The sequence below is a fragment of the Streptomyces sp. NPDC052396 genome (assembly GCF_044593195.1).
GTDB lineage: Bacteria > Actinomycetota > Actinomycetes > Streptomycetales > Streptomycetaceae > Streptomyces.
In genome coordinates, this window is the sequence record NZ_JBIUAW010000011.1 from 97,338 (window position 1) to 112,733 (window position 15,396).

The window sequence follows — 15,396 nt, forward strand, 5'->3', positions numbered from 1 at the left end:
GGTCGCCGGCCGTCTCCCTACCTTCTCCCCGCCATCGCATGGAACGCGATCGCACGGAACGAGGGAGACAATCCATGCGCCGTTTCAAGCGCACGCTGGTCGCCGCTGCGCTGACGACCACCGTCATCGCGGGCACGGCGGGCTGGGCCACCGGAAACCAGCAGCAGGCCGTCACCGGTCCGCCGCCGGGCACCACCGCCTGGCGGACGGACCAGGTCCTGCACCGCGACCTGCCGGACCCGGCGAGCGCCGGCCCGGCCACCGTCGCCCGGTTCTTCGCCTCCCTCAGCGAAGCCCAACGCCAAGAGCTGGCCGCCCGCCACCCCTTGGTGGTCGGCAACCTGGACGGTGCGCCGGTGGCCCTGCGCTACCAGGCCAACCGCTGGGCGATCAGCGCCGAGGAGGCCGGGGAACGGGCCCGGGCGGCCGACTCATCGCAGGCTCCCTACCAGCGGCAGGCCGCCGCCGACCGGGCCGAGCGCTACCGGAAGCTGCTGGCGCCCGGGCGGCAGATCCTGGCCTTTGACCCGCGCGGGCGGGGCCAGCTCGCCGAGGTGTACGGCGACCTGGCCGCCGCCCGGCACACGGCGGTGGTGGTGCCCGGCTCGGACATCGACCTGGGCTCCTTCGACCGGGACCGCGACCCCTATGGCACCCCGGCCGGAATGGCCCGCTCCCTGCGGGCCGAGCTGGCCCGGCAGGCGCCCGGCACCCCCACCGCGGTGATCGCCTGGGCCGGTTACACCACCCCGGTGGGCCTGGGCCTGGACGCAGCCACCGGCCGGCTGGCCCAAGCGGGCGCCCCCCGGCTGGACCGCTTCCTGGGCGGCCTGGCCGCCACCGGCACGCCCGCACCGGCCGTCTTCTGCCACAGCTATGGCTCGGTGGTCTGCGGCCTGGCCGCCCACACCCTCGACCGCGCCGAGGCCGGCGACCTGGTGGTGCTGGGCAGCCCCGGGGTACGCGCCGAATCCGCCGCCGGCCTGCACACCCGGGCCCGCGTCTGGGCGGTGCGCCGCGACCACGGCGACTGGATCGGCGACATCCCGCATGTCGAAATTCTCGGCCTGGGCCATGGCGCCGACCCCACCGCCGAGGACTTCGGCGCCCGTCCGGTCTCCTCCGCGGGCGCCCATGGCCACACCGGCTACTTCGCCCCGGGCACCGAGTCGTTGCACAACTTCGCCCGGATCACACTGGGCGCGTACGGGGCGGTGAGCACGGGCTGACGGGCGATCTGGCTTCACCAATCTGCTCAACGCCGCCTTTCAGCAGGTGCTGTTGCCCGTATGGGCCCAGCGCTCGGGCCATGGCCCGGCCGCCATCGGCATCGGCAACAGCGCCTTCGGGGCCGCCGCGGTGGGCGGTGGCCTGGTGGCCGCTGCGCTGGCACACCGGCTGCCGCGGCGCCCGGTGTTCCTCACCGGCTATGTGCTCAGCGGCCCGCTGATGTATCTCAGCCTCACCACCGGCGCACCGCTCTGGCTGATCGCCGTGCTCTTCGCGGTGTCCGGCCTGGGGGCCGGCTTCCTCAACCCCATTCTGGGCGCCCTCTCCTTCGAGCGGGTGCCACGGCCACTGCTGGGCCGGGTACGGGCCTTGAGCAGCGGCATCGCCTGGGCGGGCATCCCCTTCGGCGGCCTGCTCGCGAGCGGCGCCATCGCCGGCATCGGACTCACTCCAGCCCTGCTGGCCGGCGGCGCGGCCTATCTGCTGGCCACCACCCTGGCCGGACTGCGCCCCGAGTGGCGGGAGTTGTGAGAAGTACTGGAGTGCAGGGTTGGAATGAACCTCGTCCCTTCGATGTTAAGGCTGTCGCCGGTGCCTGGCCGGTTTCTCAATGGAGGAGATCCAGCATGACCCGCACGTTCCTGTTCCTGCTCGGCAGTGCGCGTACCGAGGGCAATACCGAGCTGCTGGCCCGCCGGGCTGCCGAACACCTCCCCGCCGGGGTGGAACAGCGCTGGCTTCGGCTGAGCGAGCTGGAACTGCCCGCCTTCGAGGACCTGCGGCACTCCGCCGAGCGCTCCTACACCGAACCGGCCGGCCCCGAACGGCTGTTGCTGGACGCCACCCTGGAGGCGACGGACCTGGTGATCGCCTCGCCGCTCTACTGGTACACCGTCTCCGCCGACACCAAGCTCTACATGGACTACTGGGCCGGCTGGATGCGCCGCGAGGGCCTGGACTTCAGGAAGCGGATGGGCGGCAAGACCCTCTGGGCGGTCAGCGCCCTCAGCGAGGAGGACCCCTCGGTGGCCGACCCCATGCTGGACACCCTCCGGCTGTCGGCCCGCTACCTGGGCATGAACTGGGGCGGCGGCCTGCTGGGTTACGCCAACCGTCCGGGCGACATCGACGCGGACTCGGGCGCGCTGACCAAGGCGAAGGAGTTCTTCCCGGGAACCGCGGCCTGAGGCGCCGTCGCCCCCGGGGTCAACTCCCCGGCCCCGTTTGCCCGATCATGCTGGGATGACCTCCTTCTACCATGTGTGTTTCGTCGTCCCGGACCTCGAGCGGGCCATGCACGACTTCCGGCGTGCCGCCGGCCTGGAGTGGAGCGAACCGGTATCCGACCGCATCGGCGAGTGGGACTTCCGGATCGTCTTCACCACTGGCGGACCGCCCTTTATCGAGCTCATCGAAGGCCCCGCGGGAAGCCCCTGGGACGCCACCGCCGGGGCCCGGTTCGACCACCTCGGTTTCTGGACCGATGACATCCACCAGGGCTCCCGGCGACTGACCGAACAGGGCCTGCCGCCGGACTTCTCCGGCTGCCCCTTCGGCCGTCCCTTCACCTACCACCACATGCCCTCCATCGGCGCCCGCATCGAACTCGTCGATCTCGGGCGCCAGTCCGCCTTTCTGGACGCCTGGCACCCGGGCGGGGCGCCGATGCCGGGCATCGCGGAAGGCGGGTAGCCGGCCGGACGGCAGGGGGCAACCCTCCCTGCCGCGGCCGGACTTGCCCCGCCGCCATGGCCGCGTCCAGACTGCTTAACTATGTTGATAGATAAGAACGCCGGCGAGTCCCCCATTGTCTTCCGGCTGGACCCCAAATCCGGCGTGCCGCCCTATCTCCAGCTGGTGCAGCAGACGGAACAGGCGCTGCGCCTGGGGCAGCTGACGGTGGGCGACCGGCTGCCCAAGGTGAAGGAGGTGGTGGCCGCGCTGGCCATCAACCCCAATACGGTACTGAAGGCGTATCGCGAGCTGGAGCACAAGGGCCTGGCCGTGGGCCGTCCCGGCCAGGGCACCTTTATCGAGGCCACCCTGGGCGGCGTCGGCCTGCGGGAACAGACCGCGCTGCGCCGGCGGCTGGAGCGGTGGCTGCGCGAGGCGGCACAGACCGGACTGGATGACGAGGGCATCGCCGCACTGATCAACAGCACCCTTCAGCAGTTCCGGTCCCGGGAGGTGGCCTGACGGCCGGTCAGGCCGCTCGCCGGCGCACCCACCACAGCGAGGCGGCGGCGCAGGCCAGCGCCAGCACCAGGCTCTGGGCCATGAAGCCGATGCCGTCCAGCGCGGGCGGTGAGCCGGGGGAGTGGCCACCCAGCACCGTCACGCTCCCGTCGGTCCGGGTCGTCAGGCCGACCGCCAGGTGCAGCAGGGTGGTCTTGCCGGAGCCATTGGGCCCGACCAGGGCCACCACATGCCCCGCCGGTACGGCGAGGGTGCAGTCATGCAGCGCCCAGCGCCGTCCATAGCGCTTGGCGAGTCCGGAGGTCTCGATGATGTTCACCTGGCCGCTCCCGTATCCCGAACCAGCCTTAACTGTTTATCTAGTTGCATAGGTAAGGACTATAGGGCGGCCGCAGACCGCGGACAAGGATTTTCCGGCCAACTGGCCCGGGAGGCCGCCTGGTTGGCGAGGTCGCCGGGGGTGGCAGACCGCCCCGTCGCTACCCCGCCCCCTCAGCTGGTACCTTCTGCGAAGTTGATCACGGGTTGACGCTTTGACGTTCAATGTTCAACTCGTCACCCCGTACCACCCATGACTCGTCAAAGGAACGACCATGCCGCGCCGCAGGACCGCCCGCTTGGCGTCACTCGCCGTGCTGACGGCCGTCACCGCCAGTGCTCTCCCGGCCATGCCGGCGCTGGCCGATGACTCCGTGGGCACGCCCCATCTGGACGCCATCGAACGCACCTTGCGCCAGGTCTCGCCGGGACTGGAGGGGGAGGTCTGGCAGCGCACCGAGGGCAACAAGCTGGACGGCTCGGCGGACGGAGCCGCCGACTGGCTGCTGCAGACGCCCGGTTGCTGGGGGGACGCCGGCTGTGCCCAGCGTCCGGGGAGCGAGCGGCTGCTGGCGAAGATGACGGAGAACATCGCGGCGGCACGCCACACCGTGGACATCTCCACCCTGGCGCCGTTCCCCAACGGCGGATTCCAGGACGCCGTGGTGGCCGGACTCAAGTCGGCCGCCGGCAAGGGGAACCGGCTGAAGGTGCGGGTGCTGGTGGGGGCCGCGCCGGTCTACCACCTCAATGTGCGGCCCTCCGCCTACCGGGACGACCTGTGGCGCAAGCTGGGCAAGGAGGCGGCCGGCAAGGTGGAGCTGAACGTCGCCTCGATGACCACCTCCAAGACCGCCTTCTCCTGGAACCACTCCAAACTGCTGGTGGTGGACGGACGGTCGGCGATCACCGGTGGCATCAACGGCTGGAAGGACGACTACCTGAACACCGCCCATCCGGTGACGGATGCGGACATGGCGCTCACCGGCCCGGCGGCCGGCACCGCCGGGCGCTACCTGGACCGGCTGTGGGCCTGGACCTGCCGGAACAAGGGCAATGCGGCCAGTGTGTGGTACGCGGCCTCCAAGGGCACCGGCTGTATGGCCGGGCTGATGAAGGACGCCGGCCCGGGGACGGACCAGCGGACCGGGGATGTGCCGGTGATCGCCGTGGGCGGGCTGGGAGTGGGCATCCAGGACCGGGACGAGAAGTCCGCGTTCCGGCCGGCGCTTCCCACCGCCTCGGATGCCCGGTGCGGCATCGGGCTGCACGACAACACCAACGCGGACCGCGACTACGACACGGTCAACCCGGAGGAGAGCGCGCTGCGCGCCCTGGTGGAGAGCGCCACCAAGAGCGTGGTGATCTCCCAGCAGGACCTCAACGCCACCTGCCCGCCGATCGCCCGGTATGACATCCGGCTCTATGACGCCCTGGCCGCCAAGCTGGCCGCCGGGGTGAAGGTCCGCATCGTGGTCAGCGACCCCGCCAACCGGGGCACGGTCGGCAGTGGAGGGTACTCGCAGATCCGGTCGCTGTCGGAGATCAGCGAGGTGCTGCGGGCCCGGCTGGAGCGGATCACCGGGAACGGGCCCAGCGCCCGGCGGGCCATGGACGAGCATCTGCAACTCGCCTCGTTCCGCAGCTCGGACGCCGGCCGGTGGGCCGACGGCCATGCCTATCCGCTGCACCACAAGCTGGTGCTGGTGGACAGCTCGACCTTCTACCTCGGCTCCAAGAACCTCTACCCGTCCTGGCTCCAGGACTTCGGCTACCTCGTGGAGAGCCCGGCCGCCGCGGCCCAGTTGGAGAAGAACCTGCTGGAGCCGGAGTGGCGCTACTCGCGGGCCACCGCCGTGTTCGACCACGAGCGCCAGGGCGGCGGTAACTAGGCGTCAACCAGGCGGTCAATGGATTTCCCGTCGCGGCGGAGTGGGTGCGACCATGCGGTCGCGCCTCAACATCACCTGACCGACGACGAATCTGGAGACTCAATGGAGCCACGTGGGGGAAATGCGGTCCACCGCTGGACGGCGGCGCTGACCGCGTCCACGGCTGCCCTGGCCGTCGCGCTTCCGGCCGCCGACGCGAGCGCCGAACCCCAGGCCGCCGGTCCCACCGGGATCGGCGCCAGGGGTGCCTATCTGCTCGATGCCAACACCGGCCGCCAGCTGTGGGGCAAGGACGCCGAGGTGCGGCGGGAGGTGGCCAGCACAACCAAGATCATGACCGCGGTGGTGGTGCTGGACGGCCACACCGACCTCAACAAGCCGGTCACCATCAAGCAGTCCTACCGCGACTATGTGGTCCGGCATGGCGCCAGCTCGGCCGATCTGCGCACCGGGGACAAGGTGACCGTACGGCAACTGCTCTACGGACTGATGCTGCCCTCCGGCTGCGACGCGGCCTACGCACTGGCCGACTCCCTGGGCAGCGGCGGCAGCGAGGCCCAGCGCACCAAGTCCTTTATCGCCAAGATGAACCGGAAGGCGGCCGAACTGCACCTGCGCAACACCGTGTTCGACTCCTTCGACGGAATCTCCTCCGGCGGCAACCACTCCACCCCGCATGACCTCGCGCTGCTGGCCCGGCACGCCCTGGGCAACAGCACCCTGGTCACGGTGATGAAGGCGATGAGCACCCAGCAGAAGGCGCTCAACGTCAACCGGCGTTACACCTGGTACAACACCAATAAGCTGCTGGGCTCCTACGACGGCGTGTTCGGGGTCAAGACCGGCTCCACCCGGGCGGCCGGACCCTGCCTGGTGTTCGCCGCCAAGCGGCAGGGCCGGACGGTCATCGGCGTGGTGCTCAACGACCCGGCCACCCGCTACCAGGACGCGGCCAGGATGCTGGACTACGCCTACCACACGCACACCAAGTTCACCCTGCGCCGGCTGCCCCCGACGGCCCACGAGGACTGACGGTACGGTCCCGCCCGGCCCCCATCGTCCAGGGGCCGGGCGGGAGTTCAGCTCTCGGCGCTGGCGCGCGGCGCGGGCAGTGGACGGCGGGCGGCCCGGCCCGGGTACTCGATGGGGTGGCAGTACTCCAGGCCCGCCAGCGGCGCCCCGGCGAAGAACCGGGTGAGCAGGTCCACCAGTTCGGCCGGGCGTTCCAGGTGCACCAGGTGGTCGGCGTCCTTGAAGGTGGTGAACCGTACGTCGCTGAACCGGCAGGCGGCCTCCCGGCTGAGCGCCGGGGTGGTCAGCGGGTCATGCTCCCCGGTCGCCACCAGCACCGGCATCCGGATCGCCGGGGTGTGCGGCAGCCCGGACATGCGCAGCAAACGCTCGGTGTTGTCACGGTACTTGACGATGTCCGACGCGCTCAGCTCGTGCAGCGCCCGGCTCAGGCAGCGCACCGCGGTGGGCCGGCGGCAGACCGTGACCTGCGGTGCGGAGCACATCATCACCTCCAGCACATTCTCCACGAACTCGGTGCGGTCGTCCCCCTCGGCCAGCCGCAGCAGATGGGCGATCCGGCTGCGGATATGGCTGGTCAGATGGGCCATGGTGCCCAGCAGGGCCAGCCGTTCGACCCGGTCGGGGCAGTGGTGCGCCCACTGGTAGGCCACCCCGCTGCCATAGGAGGCGCCCATCACATTGACGGTGGACGGCGCCACCTTGGACAGCAGCTGCTCCAGCGCCTCGGCCAGGAAGTCGAAACCGTGCCGGGCGGGCAGCCGGTCGGCACCGCCCCAGCCGGGCAGGTCCACCGTGATCACGCTGGCCTCGCGCAACAGGCCCTGCTCCAACCGGCCCCAGCCGCGCTGGTGTTGGAACGCCCCGCCGACCAGGGCGACGGGCGCCATGGTGGCGTTCGGCTGGTGGACGATTCGACCGCTGTATGCGTAACCGCCGAGGGTGAGAGGAATGCACTCCTCCAGCAGTGCGGTACGCGAAGTCACTGTTGGTCTCCTTTGTGGGGTTTCATCCTTAACAGTGAAACGACCGTCGCGATGCGGACGTTACTGCTCACGGTCAGGGCCGCAGGGCGCGGATCTCGTCCCGGATCAGCGCGGGCAGGCGGGCGGCCAGGTCGCGGTGGGCGTGATCGGTGACGGCGGTGACCGTCACCTCGGTGTCATGCAGCGTCATGGTCAGCGCCAGCGGATGCCCCGGGCTCAGCGGTGACAGGCCGGACATTCCGGTGAGTTGGGCGTCGTTCAGGGTAAGCGGCCCCAGATGGGTGGCCACGCTGCTGCACAGCAGGGAGGAGTAGAGCGGGGAGTCGGCATAGCGGCCGAGCGCGTCACCCAGCGCGCTGGGCCGGTGCGGCCGGGAGGAGACCAGCAGCGCCTGGGCGCGCGCCCGCCGGTGCAGGGCGGCCCGCCGGGTGAACCGGTCCAGCGCGGCCAGCCGTTGCTCGGGCCGGCGCCGGGCGGGCAGCGGCACCCGGACCGTGGCGTAGTGGTTGCCCAGCACCACCGCCTCGCCCGGGGCGCGTACATCCACCGGCACCATGGCGCACACCCCGGGCAGCAGGGGCAGCCGCCCCATCAGCCCGGCCGAGCGCAGCGCCCCGGCGGTGGCGGCGAGGAAGACCGCGTTGGCCGAGGCCCGGCCGGAGGCCAGCGAGTCGCGGGCGATGCCCAGTTCGTCCCTGGTCACCCGGGACCAGCCGACGGCCCGCCGGGCATCCACCGGGCCGTGGAAGGGCAGCGGCCGGGCCCGGGGCAGTGCGTCGGCCAGGGCGCGGGCCAGCGCCGCGCGCCGGGAGGACGTCCCCTCGGGCAGCGGGCGGCGCAACAGACCCGGCCGCTCCGGCCGGCCGTCGAGCAGCCCGCACACCAGGCTGACCATCGACTTGCCGTCCAGCAGGGCGTGATGGGTGCGCAGCAGCAGTGCGAAACCGCCCGCCGTCGGCAGCAGGTGCAGCTGCCAGGGCGGGCGGCCGGGGCCCAGCGGCTGGGCGAGCAGCTGGGCGACGCGGATCCGAAGGGAGGTGACCGGCTTTTCCTCCAGCACATGGTGATCGACGGCGAAGCCCGGCTCCCCGGCCCAGCGGGGCCAGGCGTCCGGGGCGACTTCACAGGCAGGGGTCAGGGTGAGCCGCATATGGCGTTTCCAGCGGTCCTCGGCCAGCGCCCGCAACTCCGGCAGGGCGGGCGGGGATCCGGTGAACCAGGCCAGCAGCCCGGCGGTCATACACATGGCGCCGCTGCTCTGGTGCCGGTACAACCAGGCGTCCAGCGGCGGCATATCGGCCGTCGGGGCCGGCTCGGTCAGCAGGGCCGGGGTCAACGGGGGCGCTGAGGTCACGAGTTGTCCTTGATTCCGGTGTGGGGAGGGTGGCGTTGGTGAGGAGAGTTATGGCTGGGACGAGCGGGCGGGGAGCTGGGCCACCGCACGGGCCACCGCACCGGCCCCGTCCTCCCGGCCCAGCCGGGCGGCCAGGTCCCGGGCCCGTCGCGCGTAACGGGGTTCGCGCAGCGCCAGGGTCAGCGCCTCGGCGAGCCGGGCCGCGGTCAGCTGGGCATGCGGCAGGATCCTGGGGCTCACCCCCAGGCCGACCAGGCGGCCCGCCCACCACGGCTGGTCGGTGAAGACGGGCACCGGCACGGCCGGCACCCCGGCACGCAGCCCGGCCGCGGTGGTTCCGGCGCCGGAGTGGTGCACCACGGCCGCGGTGCGCGGCAGCAGCCAGCCGTGCGGCAGTGAACCGACGGTGATCACCTCGTCATTGACCACCGACAGCCCGGCCCAGCCGGACTGGACGATGCCGCGCTGCCCGGCCCGGCGCAGCGCCCGGGCGGTGATGTCGCCGAGCCGGGCCGGATCGCCGGGCATCATGCTGCCGAAGCCCACGAACACCGGCGGCGGTCCGGCCGCCAGGAAGTCGCGGACCAGGGTGGGTGGTTGCCAGTGCGGGCACTGGTGCGGCCACCAGTAGCCGGCGATATGCAGCCCGGGGCGCCAGTCGGCGGGGCGGGGGATGACCGAGGGGCTGAAGCCGTGCCAGATCGGCCAGCGGCCGCGCTCCCGCTCGGCGCGCAGCAGCCCGGCGCTGCGGGGGGTGAGGCCCAGCCGGGCGTGCAGCCGGCGGCCGGCGGCCGCGTAGAGCCGGTCGAGCACGGCGTTCACCGCGCGGCCGCGCAGCCGGTTGCCGGGCCCCGGTGGCCGCCAGGGGAGCACACAGGGGGCGAACGCCGAGGTGGGCACGTCGGGCTGGAGGAAGACGCCCATGCTGCGGATGCCATGATGCCGGGCGATCACCCGCCCCACCGGGGCGACCAGGGTGGACAGCAGGATCAGGTCGGCCTTGGGGTCCACCGCGGTGAGCAGGCCGTCCACCAGGGCCAGCGCGGCCCGTTCGGTGGTGCGCGCCAACTGAAGGAGGGCGCGCGGTGACTGTCGCGCGCCCTCAATACGGCTGTGCAGACCGATCAGTTGCTCGAAGGGATCGGGTTCCAGCGGGCGTGTGCGCAGCCCGCAGCAGGTGACCAGGCCGGCGAACTTCCGATGGGTGACCAGCTCGACCTCGTGCCCCTCGTCCGCCAGGCGGTGCGCCAGACCGGTGTAGGGAGCGACGGAACCGGTGGTGCCCGCCGTGATGATGTCGATGCGCATGTCCGGCCTTCCCGCCCGCCGGGACCGGCCGACGTGTGAACAAGTCCAGTGCCTGACGCATCAACGAGACGGCACCCGGGCCGGATACGGCACGGGTGCGGTCCGAATTGTTCCGGTCAGCCGGCGGTGGGCACCGGCAGCGGCTTGCCCTTGCAGGTGATGTCGTGCGCCGGGGCCTTGCCGTTCAGCAGGTAGTCCTCGACCACGTGATCCACACAGGAGTTGCCGTTCTGGTACTGGCCGTGGTCACCATCGCCGGTCACGGTCACCAGCCGGGAGTTGTGCAGCGCCCGGTGCGCACGCGCCGCGCCCTCGTAGTAAGTGGCCGGGTCGTGCACCGAGTTGAGCATCAGGGTGGCCGGCAGACCGGCGCCGGTGACCTTCACCTTGGGCGCGGTGGCGGTCGGCCAGTTCGCGCACACCGCCGAGAAGGACAGCTCCCGGGCACCGGCCAGCGGCAGCTGGGCGTTGTCCTTGGCACTGCGCTTGATCCAGTAGTCGGTGCTGCGGTTCCACGAGGTGTCAGCGCAGGTCACCGAGAAGTACTCGGCGAGGAAGCCGGTGCCATAGTTGGCGGCCAGGGCCTCGGCGGTGCCCTTCTCCTTGGGCGTGGCGCTCTTCCAGTGGCCGAAGGCGGAGAGCGAGGAGGCCAGCATCGGGAAGTTCTGCGCCTCGTAGACGGCGTTGATGGTGGCGTTGTCGAACTGGTTGGCGCCGATGGTGACCGAGCCGTCGGTCAGCGGCTTCTTGCTCAGCGCCGCGCGCTGCCGCTCCCAGTTGGCCTTGGCCTGGGCGGCGGTCTTTCCGTAGTGGTAGATCCCGTCGTACTTGGCCAGCCAGGGCAGGAAGTCCTGTTCGAAGCGCCGCTGGAAGCTCTTGGGCTGTCCGGTCTCGAAATCCTGCCAGCTGCCGTTGAAGGCGATGTTGCTGTCCAGCACGGCCCGTTCGACGCGCTGGGGGAAGAGCGTGGCGTAGTAGGCGCCGATCATGGTGGCGTAGGAGGGCCCGTAGTAGGAGATCTTCCGCTCACCCAGCAGCGAACGGAAGAGATCCATGTCACGGACCGTCTGCTCGGTGGTGATATACGGCAGCAGACCGTCGCTGCGCTTGGCGCAATCGGCCGCCAGCTTGCGCGAGTTGTCCAGCACCCGGCGGATGGCGGCAGCCGAGCGGTCGCGGTAGTCATGCGCCAGGAAGTCGGTCATCTCCGCGTCCGTCTGACAGGTCGCCTTGCTGCTGCGCCCCACCCCGCGCTGGTCGAAGCTCACCACGTCATAGGCGGCACCCACGGCGGGAGACTGCTTGACGAAGTTGGCGGGCCGCTTGCGCCCCATCCCGCCCGGACCGCCGGCGGCCATCATCAGCACCCCGCGCCGCTTGGCCGGATCGCTCGCCTGGTGCCGGGAGACCGCGATGGTCAGGTCATGCCCCGCCTCCGGGTGGTGCCAGTCCCGGGGCACGGTCATCGCCGCGCACTCCAGGGTCGGGGCGTCGTCACAGGCCTGCCAGTTGAGATGCTGCTGGGTGTACCTGGCGGGAATGGTGGCCTGCTGGGCGTGCGCCGAGACGGCGGGCAGTGCCGCGACGGCGATGGCGGCGGTGAGCACGCCCGAGACAGACTTGAACATCGGTCCTCCTGGAGGAAGTGGCTAGGGCACAAATCCTTCCGTGACCAGGGGACGGGGACGATCCCGCCAATGCCCGTGTTGGAGGTGGTACCAGTACCACCCCCCTGATGGAGGGCGGGACCGTCAGCCCGCCAGGGTGACGGCGCGCCCGCCCAGTACGCCGTCCAGCAGGTGGGACAGCGCCCAGTCGAAGTCGAACCGGGACGGGCGGGCGCCCCGTACATGGCCCAGGAGCAGCTTCCACAGCACCCGCTGGGTGCGAGCCGCCTCGTCGGGGGGCAGGCCGGCCGCGGCGAGGGCGGCCAGGGTGTCCTCGGTGAGGTGGGCGGCGGCGGAGGGGAGATGAGTGCCCTCGGCCAGGATCCCGGCCGCCCAGAGGTGCCGGGAGAGGTGGTCATGGGCCGCCAGCCACTGGTGCCGGACGCGCTGCCGGGGGTCGGGGTCCGCGGCGGCCGGGGGCAGTTGGGCGGCCACCTCCGCGGCCAGCAGGCCGAGCAGCTGCTCCCGGTCCGTGATGTGGCGGTACAGCGATGCCTGCCCGGTGCCCAGGCGCCGGGCCACCCGGCGCACCGTCAGGGCCGCCAGGCCCTCCTCTTCGGCGATGCCGCGCGCCGCGGTGACGATCAGTGACCGGGAAAGGGCGCGCGGGCGGCCTGGACCTGAGGAATTCACGCCGTCACCTTACACAGCGGAGTCGGCGGGAAAAGGTCTGCGAGCGGAGGCATTCTTGGGCCGGCCTTGCCCGATATACCGGGCCCTAAGGGGCGGAAAGCCCGTACACCCGGCGGGCGTTGTCCGAGGCGATCAGGGGCGCCACCCGCTCCGCGTCCGTACGGGACCAGGCGCCCTCGTTCACCCAGCCCTTCAACAGGCGCCTGAGGCCCCGGCGGAAGACCTCGGAACCCACCACAAACAGCTCGGGCAGGCCATGGGCATCGGTGGAGAACAGCAGCTTGCCGAAGGGGGCCAGCTCCAGGGCCTCGGCCAGCACCGCCTCCGCCCGGACGCCGCTGTAGGACAGGGCCAGCCCCACATCGGCGTAGACATGCGGGAAGGCGTGGGCCAGATAGGCGGCTGAGCGGTGGTAGGGGTAGCAGTGCAGCAGGATCAGGGTGCAGCCGGTGGGGCGCACCGCCCGGGCGAAGTCGGTGAGCAGGGCCGGATCGCAGCGCTGGAGCCGCAGGTCGGGGTCGCCGAAACCGGTGTGCAGCTGGATGGGCCGCGCGGTCTCGGCGGCAGTCCACAGCAGATGGCGCAGCAGCACCGGGTCGCTGATCCGGCCGCCCGGGGGCCGTTCGGCCAGCCAGTGGCCGGCGGCGGTGCGTACCTCGGCCGGGCCGGGCGGGTTGGGGGCGAAGTCCAGGCCGTACCGGTAGGCGGCGATCGACTTGAAACCCACGGCCGTGCGCGCCGCCTCCCGCACCGCCTGGGCCAGACCGTCCAGGAAGGCGGAGCTGCTGCCGGCGGTGTCGGCCACCGTCTCGGCCAGCCGCTCCAGCCGGACGATCTCATGGGCGGTGCCGCCGCCCAGCTCGGCCAGTTCCCCACGGGTCGTCATATCGACGCTGTGCAGGCCGGTGTCCACCAGGTAGTCGGTGATGCCGGTGGCGCCCAGCAGCAGCCTGGTCGCCTGCCGGGCGCCCAGCTCACGGCGGCGCGCCAGATATTCCTCGGGCGGACAGTGCGGGTCCAGGCCGAGCAGCGGCGGGCACCAGCGCCGTACCGCGAAGCCGAGCTGGCTGTCGAGGAAGGAGGTGCCCGGCGGGGCGGGGGCGTCCGACTCGCTGAGGTAGGCCGCGAAGGTGTGCGGGCCCAGGTCGGCCCGGAGCACCCCGTGGCAGTGCTGGTCGACCAGCGGCAACGGGGCCGTCATCAGTACCGCCGCCGGGTCGCGTCGGCGATGTCCTGGGGCGCGGCCCCCTCGAACCGGGCCGCCTCCGCCCGGCGGACCGCCGCGATCGCCCCGAAGAGCGGCTCGCCCAGCGCCTCGCGCAGCAGCTCCGAGCCCTCGAAGGCGGCCAGCGCGGCGGTCAGCGACCGGGGCAGCCGTGGCCGGCCGCCGGTCAGGGCCGGATCCCCGGCCACCGGGTCCGGCAGGGTCAGCCCGGCTTCCATCCCGGCCAGCCCGGCGGCCAGCACCGCACCGGTCACCAGATAGGGATTGGCCGCCGGATCAAAGCACTTGACCTCGGCATTGGCGGCCTCCGGGGCGTCCGGTGCCCCGGGGACGAAGCGCAGGGCCGCCTCCCGGTTCTCCGGTCCCCAGCAGGCGAAGGCCCCGGCCCAGCGCGAGGGCTGCAGCCGCAGATAGCTCGCCGGGGAGGGCGCGCCCAGGGCGAGCAGGGCGGGCAGCTCCCGCAGCACCCCGGCCAGGAACGCCTCGCCCTCCGCCGTCATCCCGCAGGGCCCGTCACCGCCCCGGAACAGATTGCGCTCCTCCCGCCAGGGGCTCAGATGCAGATGCGCCCCATTGCCCACCGCGCCCGCCTCGACCACCGGGCCGAACAGGGCGTCCAGACCGTGTCGCAGGGAGACCGCGCGGATGGTCTCCCGGACCAGCACGGCCAGATCCGCCGCCCCCACCGGATCGGACGGGGCGATGGACACCTCGAACTGGCCGGGGGAGTACTCGGGATGGATCTGCAGCACATCGACCTGCTGGGCGGCCAGCGCGTCCACCACATCCCGCAGATAGCCCGAGAGCTCCACCAGCCGGGTCATGCCATAGGCCGGACCGGCACAGGCGTACTCCAGTTCGCCCTTCTGGGCGCCGCCCCGGGTGACCACCCATTCGGTCTCGAAGCCCATCCGCAGCCGCAGCCCCCGCTCGGCCGCCCGCTCGGCCATCCGGCCCGCGAACTGCCGCTGGCAGGCGGGGTATGACGGGCCCTCCTGCCGGTAGCGGTCCACCGGAGCCCAGGCCCAGCCCGGCTGGGCGGCCAGCACGGTCAGCCGGTTCAGATCGGGGAACAGCCGCAGATCGCCGTCCGGGCCGCCGATATGAGGGCTGGTCACGGCGGAGTCGTCGGAGAGGTAGACATCGAAGACGGGCGACATGCCCACCCCCCAGCGCGCGCTGTGCGCCAGCCGGGTGGTGGGCACGGCCTTGACCCGGGTGATGCCCGAGTTGTCCACCCAGGTCAGGGCGACGGCATACACCCCCCGCGCGGTGAGCTGGGCGGCTTCCTGCCGGGCGGCCGACTCGGCGCGCTCCCGCTGCGGGGTCTGCATGGCTGGCTTTCCTCCATTGACGCTGGGGTGGTGAGCAACCGGGTCGCTCAGAGAGTCTGGGCCGGATCCCGGCGCGTTACACCTCGCGCCGGGCGCGTTTCGGTCGGTCCGTGGCTCCTTCGGGGCTTGGCGCGGCGGGGCCGCCGGATCCGGTAGCGCCGGGGCCGGGGTGGCACGAGGCGCCGGGCAGGACGGTGGACCACCGGTGCTCGTCCCGAGGG

14 protein-coding genes and 1 pseudogene are annotated in these 15,396 nt (G+C 72.0%); 7 read left to right on the forward strand and 8 right to left on the reverse strand.

Annotation, left to right across the window (positions count from 1 at the left end; all coding sequences use genetic code 11):
- Window positions 1-74 precede the first annotated feature (74 nt).
- The 5 genes and pseudogenes from ACIHFE_RS26690 (at window position 75) to ACIHFE_RS26710 (ending at window position 3,426) form a co-directional block, all read left to right on the forward strand.
- Window positions 75-1,229 carry an alpha/beta hydrolase gene (locus ACIHFE_RS26690; protein WP_400110384.1) on the forward strand — a complete coding sequence of 385 codons (1,155 nt, stop codon included), beginning with the start codon at window positions 75-77 and terminating at the stop codon, window positions 1,227-1,229.
- Between the two features lie 10 nt (window positions 1,230-1,239).
- Window positions 1,240-1,761, forward strand: a pseudogene (locus ACIHFE_RS26695) (MFS transporter); the annotation flags it as partial.
- A gap of 95 nt (window positions 1,762-1,856) precedes the next feature.
- On the forward strand, window positions 1,857-2,417 hold the full coding sequence (locus ACIHFE_RS26700) for a flavodoxin family protein (RefSeq protein ID WP_400110386.1): 561 nt from the start codon (window positions 1,857-1,859) through the stop codon (window positions 2,415-2,417).
- Window positions 2,418-2,472: 55 nt separating this feature from the next.
- Window positions 2,473-2,922 carry a VOC family protein gene (locus ACIHFE_RS26705; RefSeq protein WP_400110388.1) on the forward strand — a complete coding sequence of 150 codons (450 nt, stop codon included), beginning with the start codon at window positions 2,473-2,475 and terminating at the stop codon, window positions 2,920-2,922.
- A gap of 81 nt (window positions 2,923-3,003) precedes the next feature.
- Window positions 3,004-3,426, forward strand: a complete 423-nt coding sequence (locus ACIHFE_RS26710) for a GntR family transcriptional regulator (RefSeq protein ID WP_400110390.1) — start codon at window positions 3,004-3,006, stop codon at window positions 3,424-3,426.
- Between the two features lie 7 nt (window positions 3,427-3,433).
- On the opposite strand, the gene ACIHFE_RS26715 is transcribed toward ACIHFE_RS26710, so the two are convergent.
- On the reverse strand, window positions 3,434-3,745 hold the full coding sequence (locus ACIHFE_RS26715) for an ATP-binding cassette domain-containing protein (RefSeq protein WP_400110391.1): 312 nt from the start codon (window positions 3,743-3,745) through the stop codon (window positions 3,434-3,436).
- A gap of 274 nt (window positions 3,746-4,019) precedes the next feature.
- Between ACIHFE_RS26715 and ACIHFE_RS26720 the strand changes: the two genes are divergently transcribed.
- Both ACIHFE_RS26720 and ACIHFE_RS26725 read left to right on the forward strand, forming a co-directional pair.
- Window positions 4,020-5,636: a phospholipase D-like domain-containing protein gene (locus ACIHFE_RS26720; RefSeq protein ID WP_400110393.1), complete on the forward strand. Its 1,617-nt coding sequence runs from the start codon at window positions 4,020-4,022 to the stop codon at window positions 5,634-5,636.
- 102 nt (window positions 5,637-5,738) lie between these two features.
- Complete coding sequence (locus tag ACIHFE_RS26725; RefSeq protein ID WP_400110394.1) at window positions 5,739-6,668, forward strand: D-alanyl-D-alanine carboxypeptidase family protein; 930 nt, start codon at window positions 5,739-5,741, stop codon at window positions 6,666-6,668.
- 47 nt (window positions 6,669-6,715) lie between these two features.
- On the opposite strand, the gene ACIHFE_RS26730 is transcribed toward ACIHFE_RS26725, so the two are convergent.
- From ACIHFE_RS26730 to ACIHFE_RS26760, 7 genes are all read right to left on the reverse strand, one after another.
- Entirely contained in the window at window positions 6,716-7,654 is a 939-nt protein-coding gene (locus ACIHFE_RS26730; protein ID WP_400110396.1) for an alpha/beta fold hydrolase, read from the reverse strand.
- 73 nt (window positions 7,655-7,727) lie between these two features.
- Complete coding sequence (locus ACIHFE_RS26735) at window positions 7,728-9,008, reverse strand: wax ester/triacylglycerol synthase domain-containing protein (protein ID WP_400110397.1); 1,281 nt, start codon at window positions 9,006-9,008, stop codon at window positions 7,728-7,730.
- Between the two features lie 48 nt (window positions 9,009-9,056).
- Window positions 9,057-10,316 (reverse strand): glycosyltransferase, encoded by a 1,260-nt coding sequence (locus tag ACIHFE_RS26740; protein WP_400110399.1) that lies wholly within the window; start codon window positions 10,314-10,316, stop codon window positions 9,057-9,059.
- Between the two features lie 116 nt (window positions 10,317-10,432).
- The gene (locus ACIHFE_RS26745; protein ID WP_400110401.1) at window positions 10,433-11,944 is read right to left on the reverse strand and encodes an alpha/beta hydrolase; all 1,512 of its coding nucleotides are present in this window, start codon (window positions 11,942-11,944) and stop codon (window positions 10,433-10,435) included.
- Between the two features lie 123 nt (window positions 11,945-12,067).
- A complete protein-coding gene (locus ACIHFE_RS26750; RefSeq protein ID WP_400110403.1) occupies window positions 12,068-12,616 on the reverse strand; it encodes a TetR/AcrR family transcriptional regulator in 549 nt (182 codons plus the stop codon).
- Between the two features lie 85 nt (window positions 12,617-12,701).
- On the reverse strand, window positions 12,702-13,817 hold the full coding sequence (locus tag ACIHFE_RS26755; protein WP_400110405.1) for an amidohydrolase family protein: 1,116 nt from the start codon (window positions 13,815-13,817) through the stop codon (window positions 12,702-12,704).
- Window positions 13,817-15,175, reverse strand: a complete 1,359-nt coding sequence (locus tag ACIHFE_RS26760; RefSeq protein WP_400110407.1) for a glutamine synthetase — start codon at window positions 15,173-15,175, stop codon at window positions 13,817-13,819. The genes ACIHFE_RS26755 and ACIHFE_RS26760 overlap by 1 nt, the downstream gene beginning before the upstream one ends.
- Between the last annotated feature and the right edge of the window lie 221 nt (window positions 15,176-15,396).

Bases quoted from the DNA above. Each gene is read 5' to 3' on its own strand.
- ACIHFE_RS26690 (WP_400110384.1), top strand. From the start codon at position 75: ATGCGCCGTTTCAAGCGCACGCTGGTCGCCGCTGCGCTGACGACCACC.
- ACIHFE_RS26700 (WP_400110386.1), top strand. From the start codon at position 1,857: ATGACCCGCACGTTCCTGTTCCTGCTCGGCAGTGCGCGTACCGAGGGC.
- ACIHFE_RS26705 (WP_400110388.1), top strand. From the start codon at position 2,473: ATGACCTCCTTCTACCATGTGTGTTTCGTCGTCCCGGACCTCGAGCGG.
- ACIHFE_RS26710 (WP_400110390.1), top strand. From the start codon at position 3,004: ATGTTGATAGATAAGAACGCCGGCGAGTCCCCCATTGTCTTCCGGCTG.
- ACIHFE_RS26720 (WP_400110393.1), top strand. From the start codon at position 4,020: ATGCCGCGCCGCAGGACCGCCCGCTTGGCGTCACTCGCCGTGCTGACG.
- ACIHFE_RS26725 (WP_400110394.1), top strand. From the start codon at position 5,739: ATGGAGCCACGTGGGGGAAATGCGGTCCACCGCTGGACGGCGGCGCTG.
- ACIHFE_RS26740 (WP_400110399.1), bottom strand. From the start codon at position 10,316: ATGCGCATCGACATCATCACGGCGGGCACCACCGGTTCCGTCGCTCCC.
- ACIHFE_RS26745 (WP_400110401.1), bottom strand. From the start codon at position 11,944: ATGTTCAAGTCTGTCTCGGGCGTGCTCACCGCCGCCATCGCCGTCGCG.
- ACIHFE_RS26755 (WP_400110405.1), bottom strand. From the start codon at position 13,817: ATGACGGCCCCGTTGCCGCTGGTCGACCAGCACTGCCACGGGGTGCTC.
- ACIHFE_RS26760 (WP_400110407.1), bottom strand. From the start codon at position 15,175: ATGCAGACCCCGCAGCGGGAGCGCGCCGAGTCGGCCGCCCGGCAGGAA.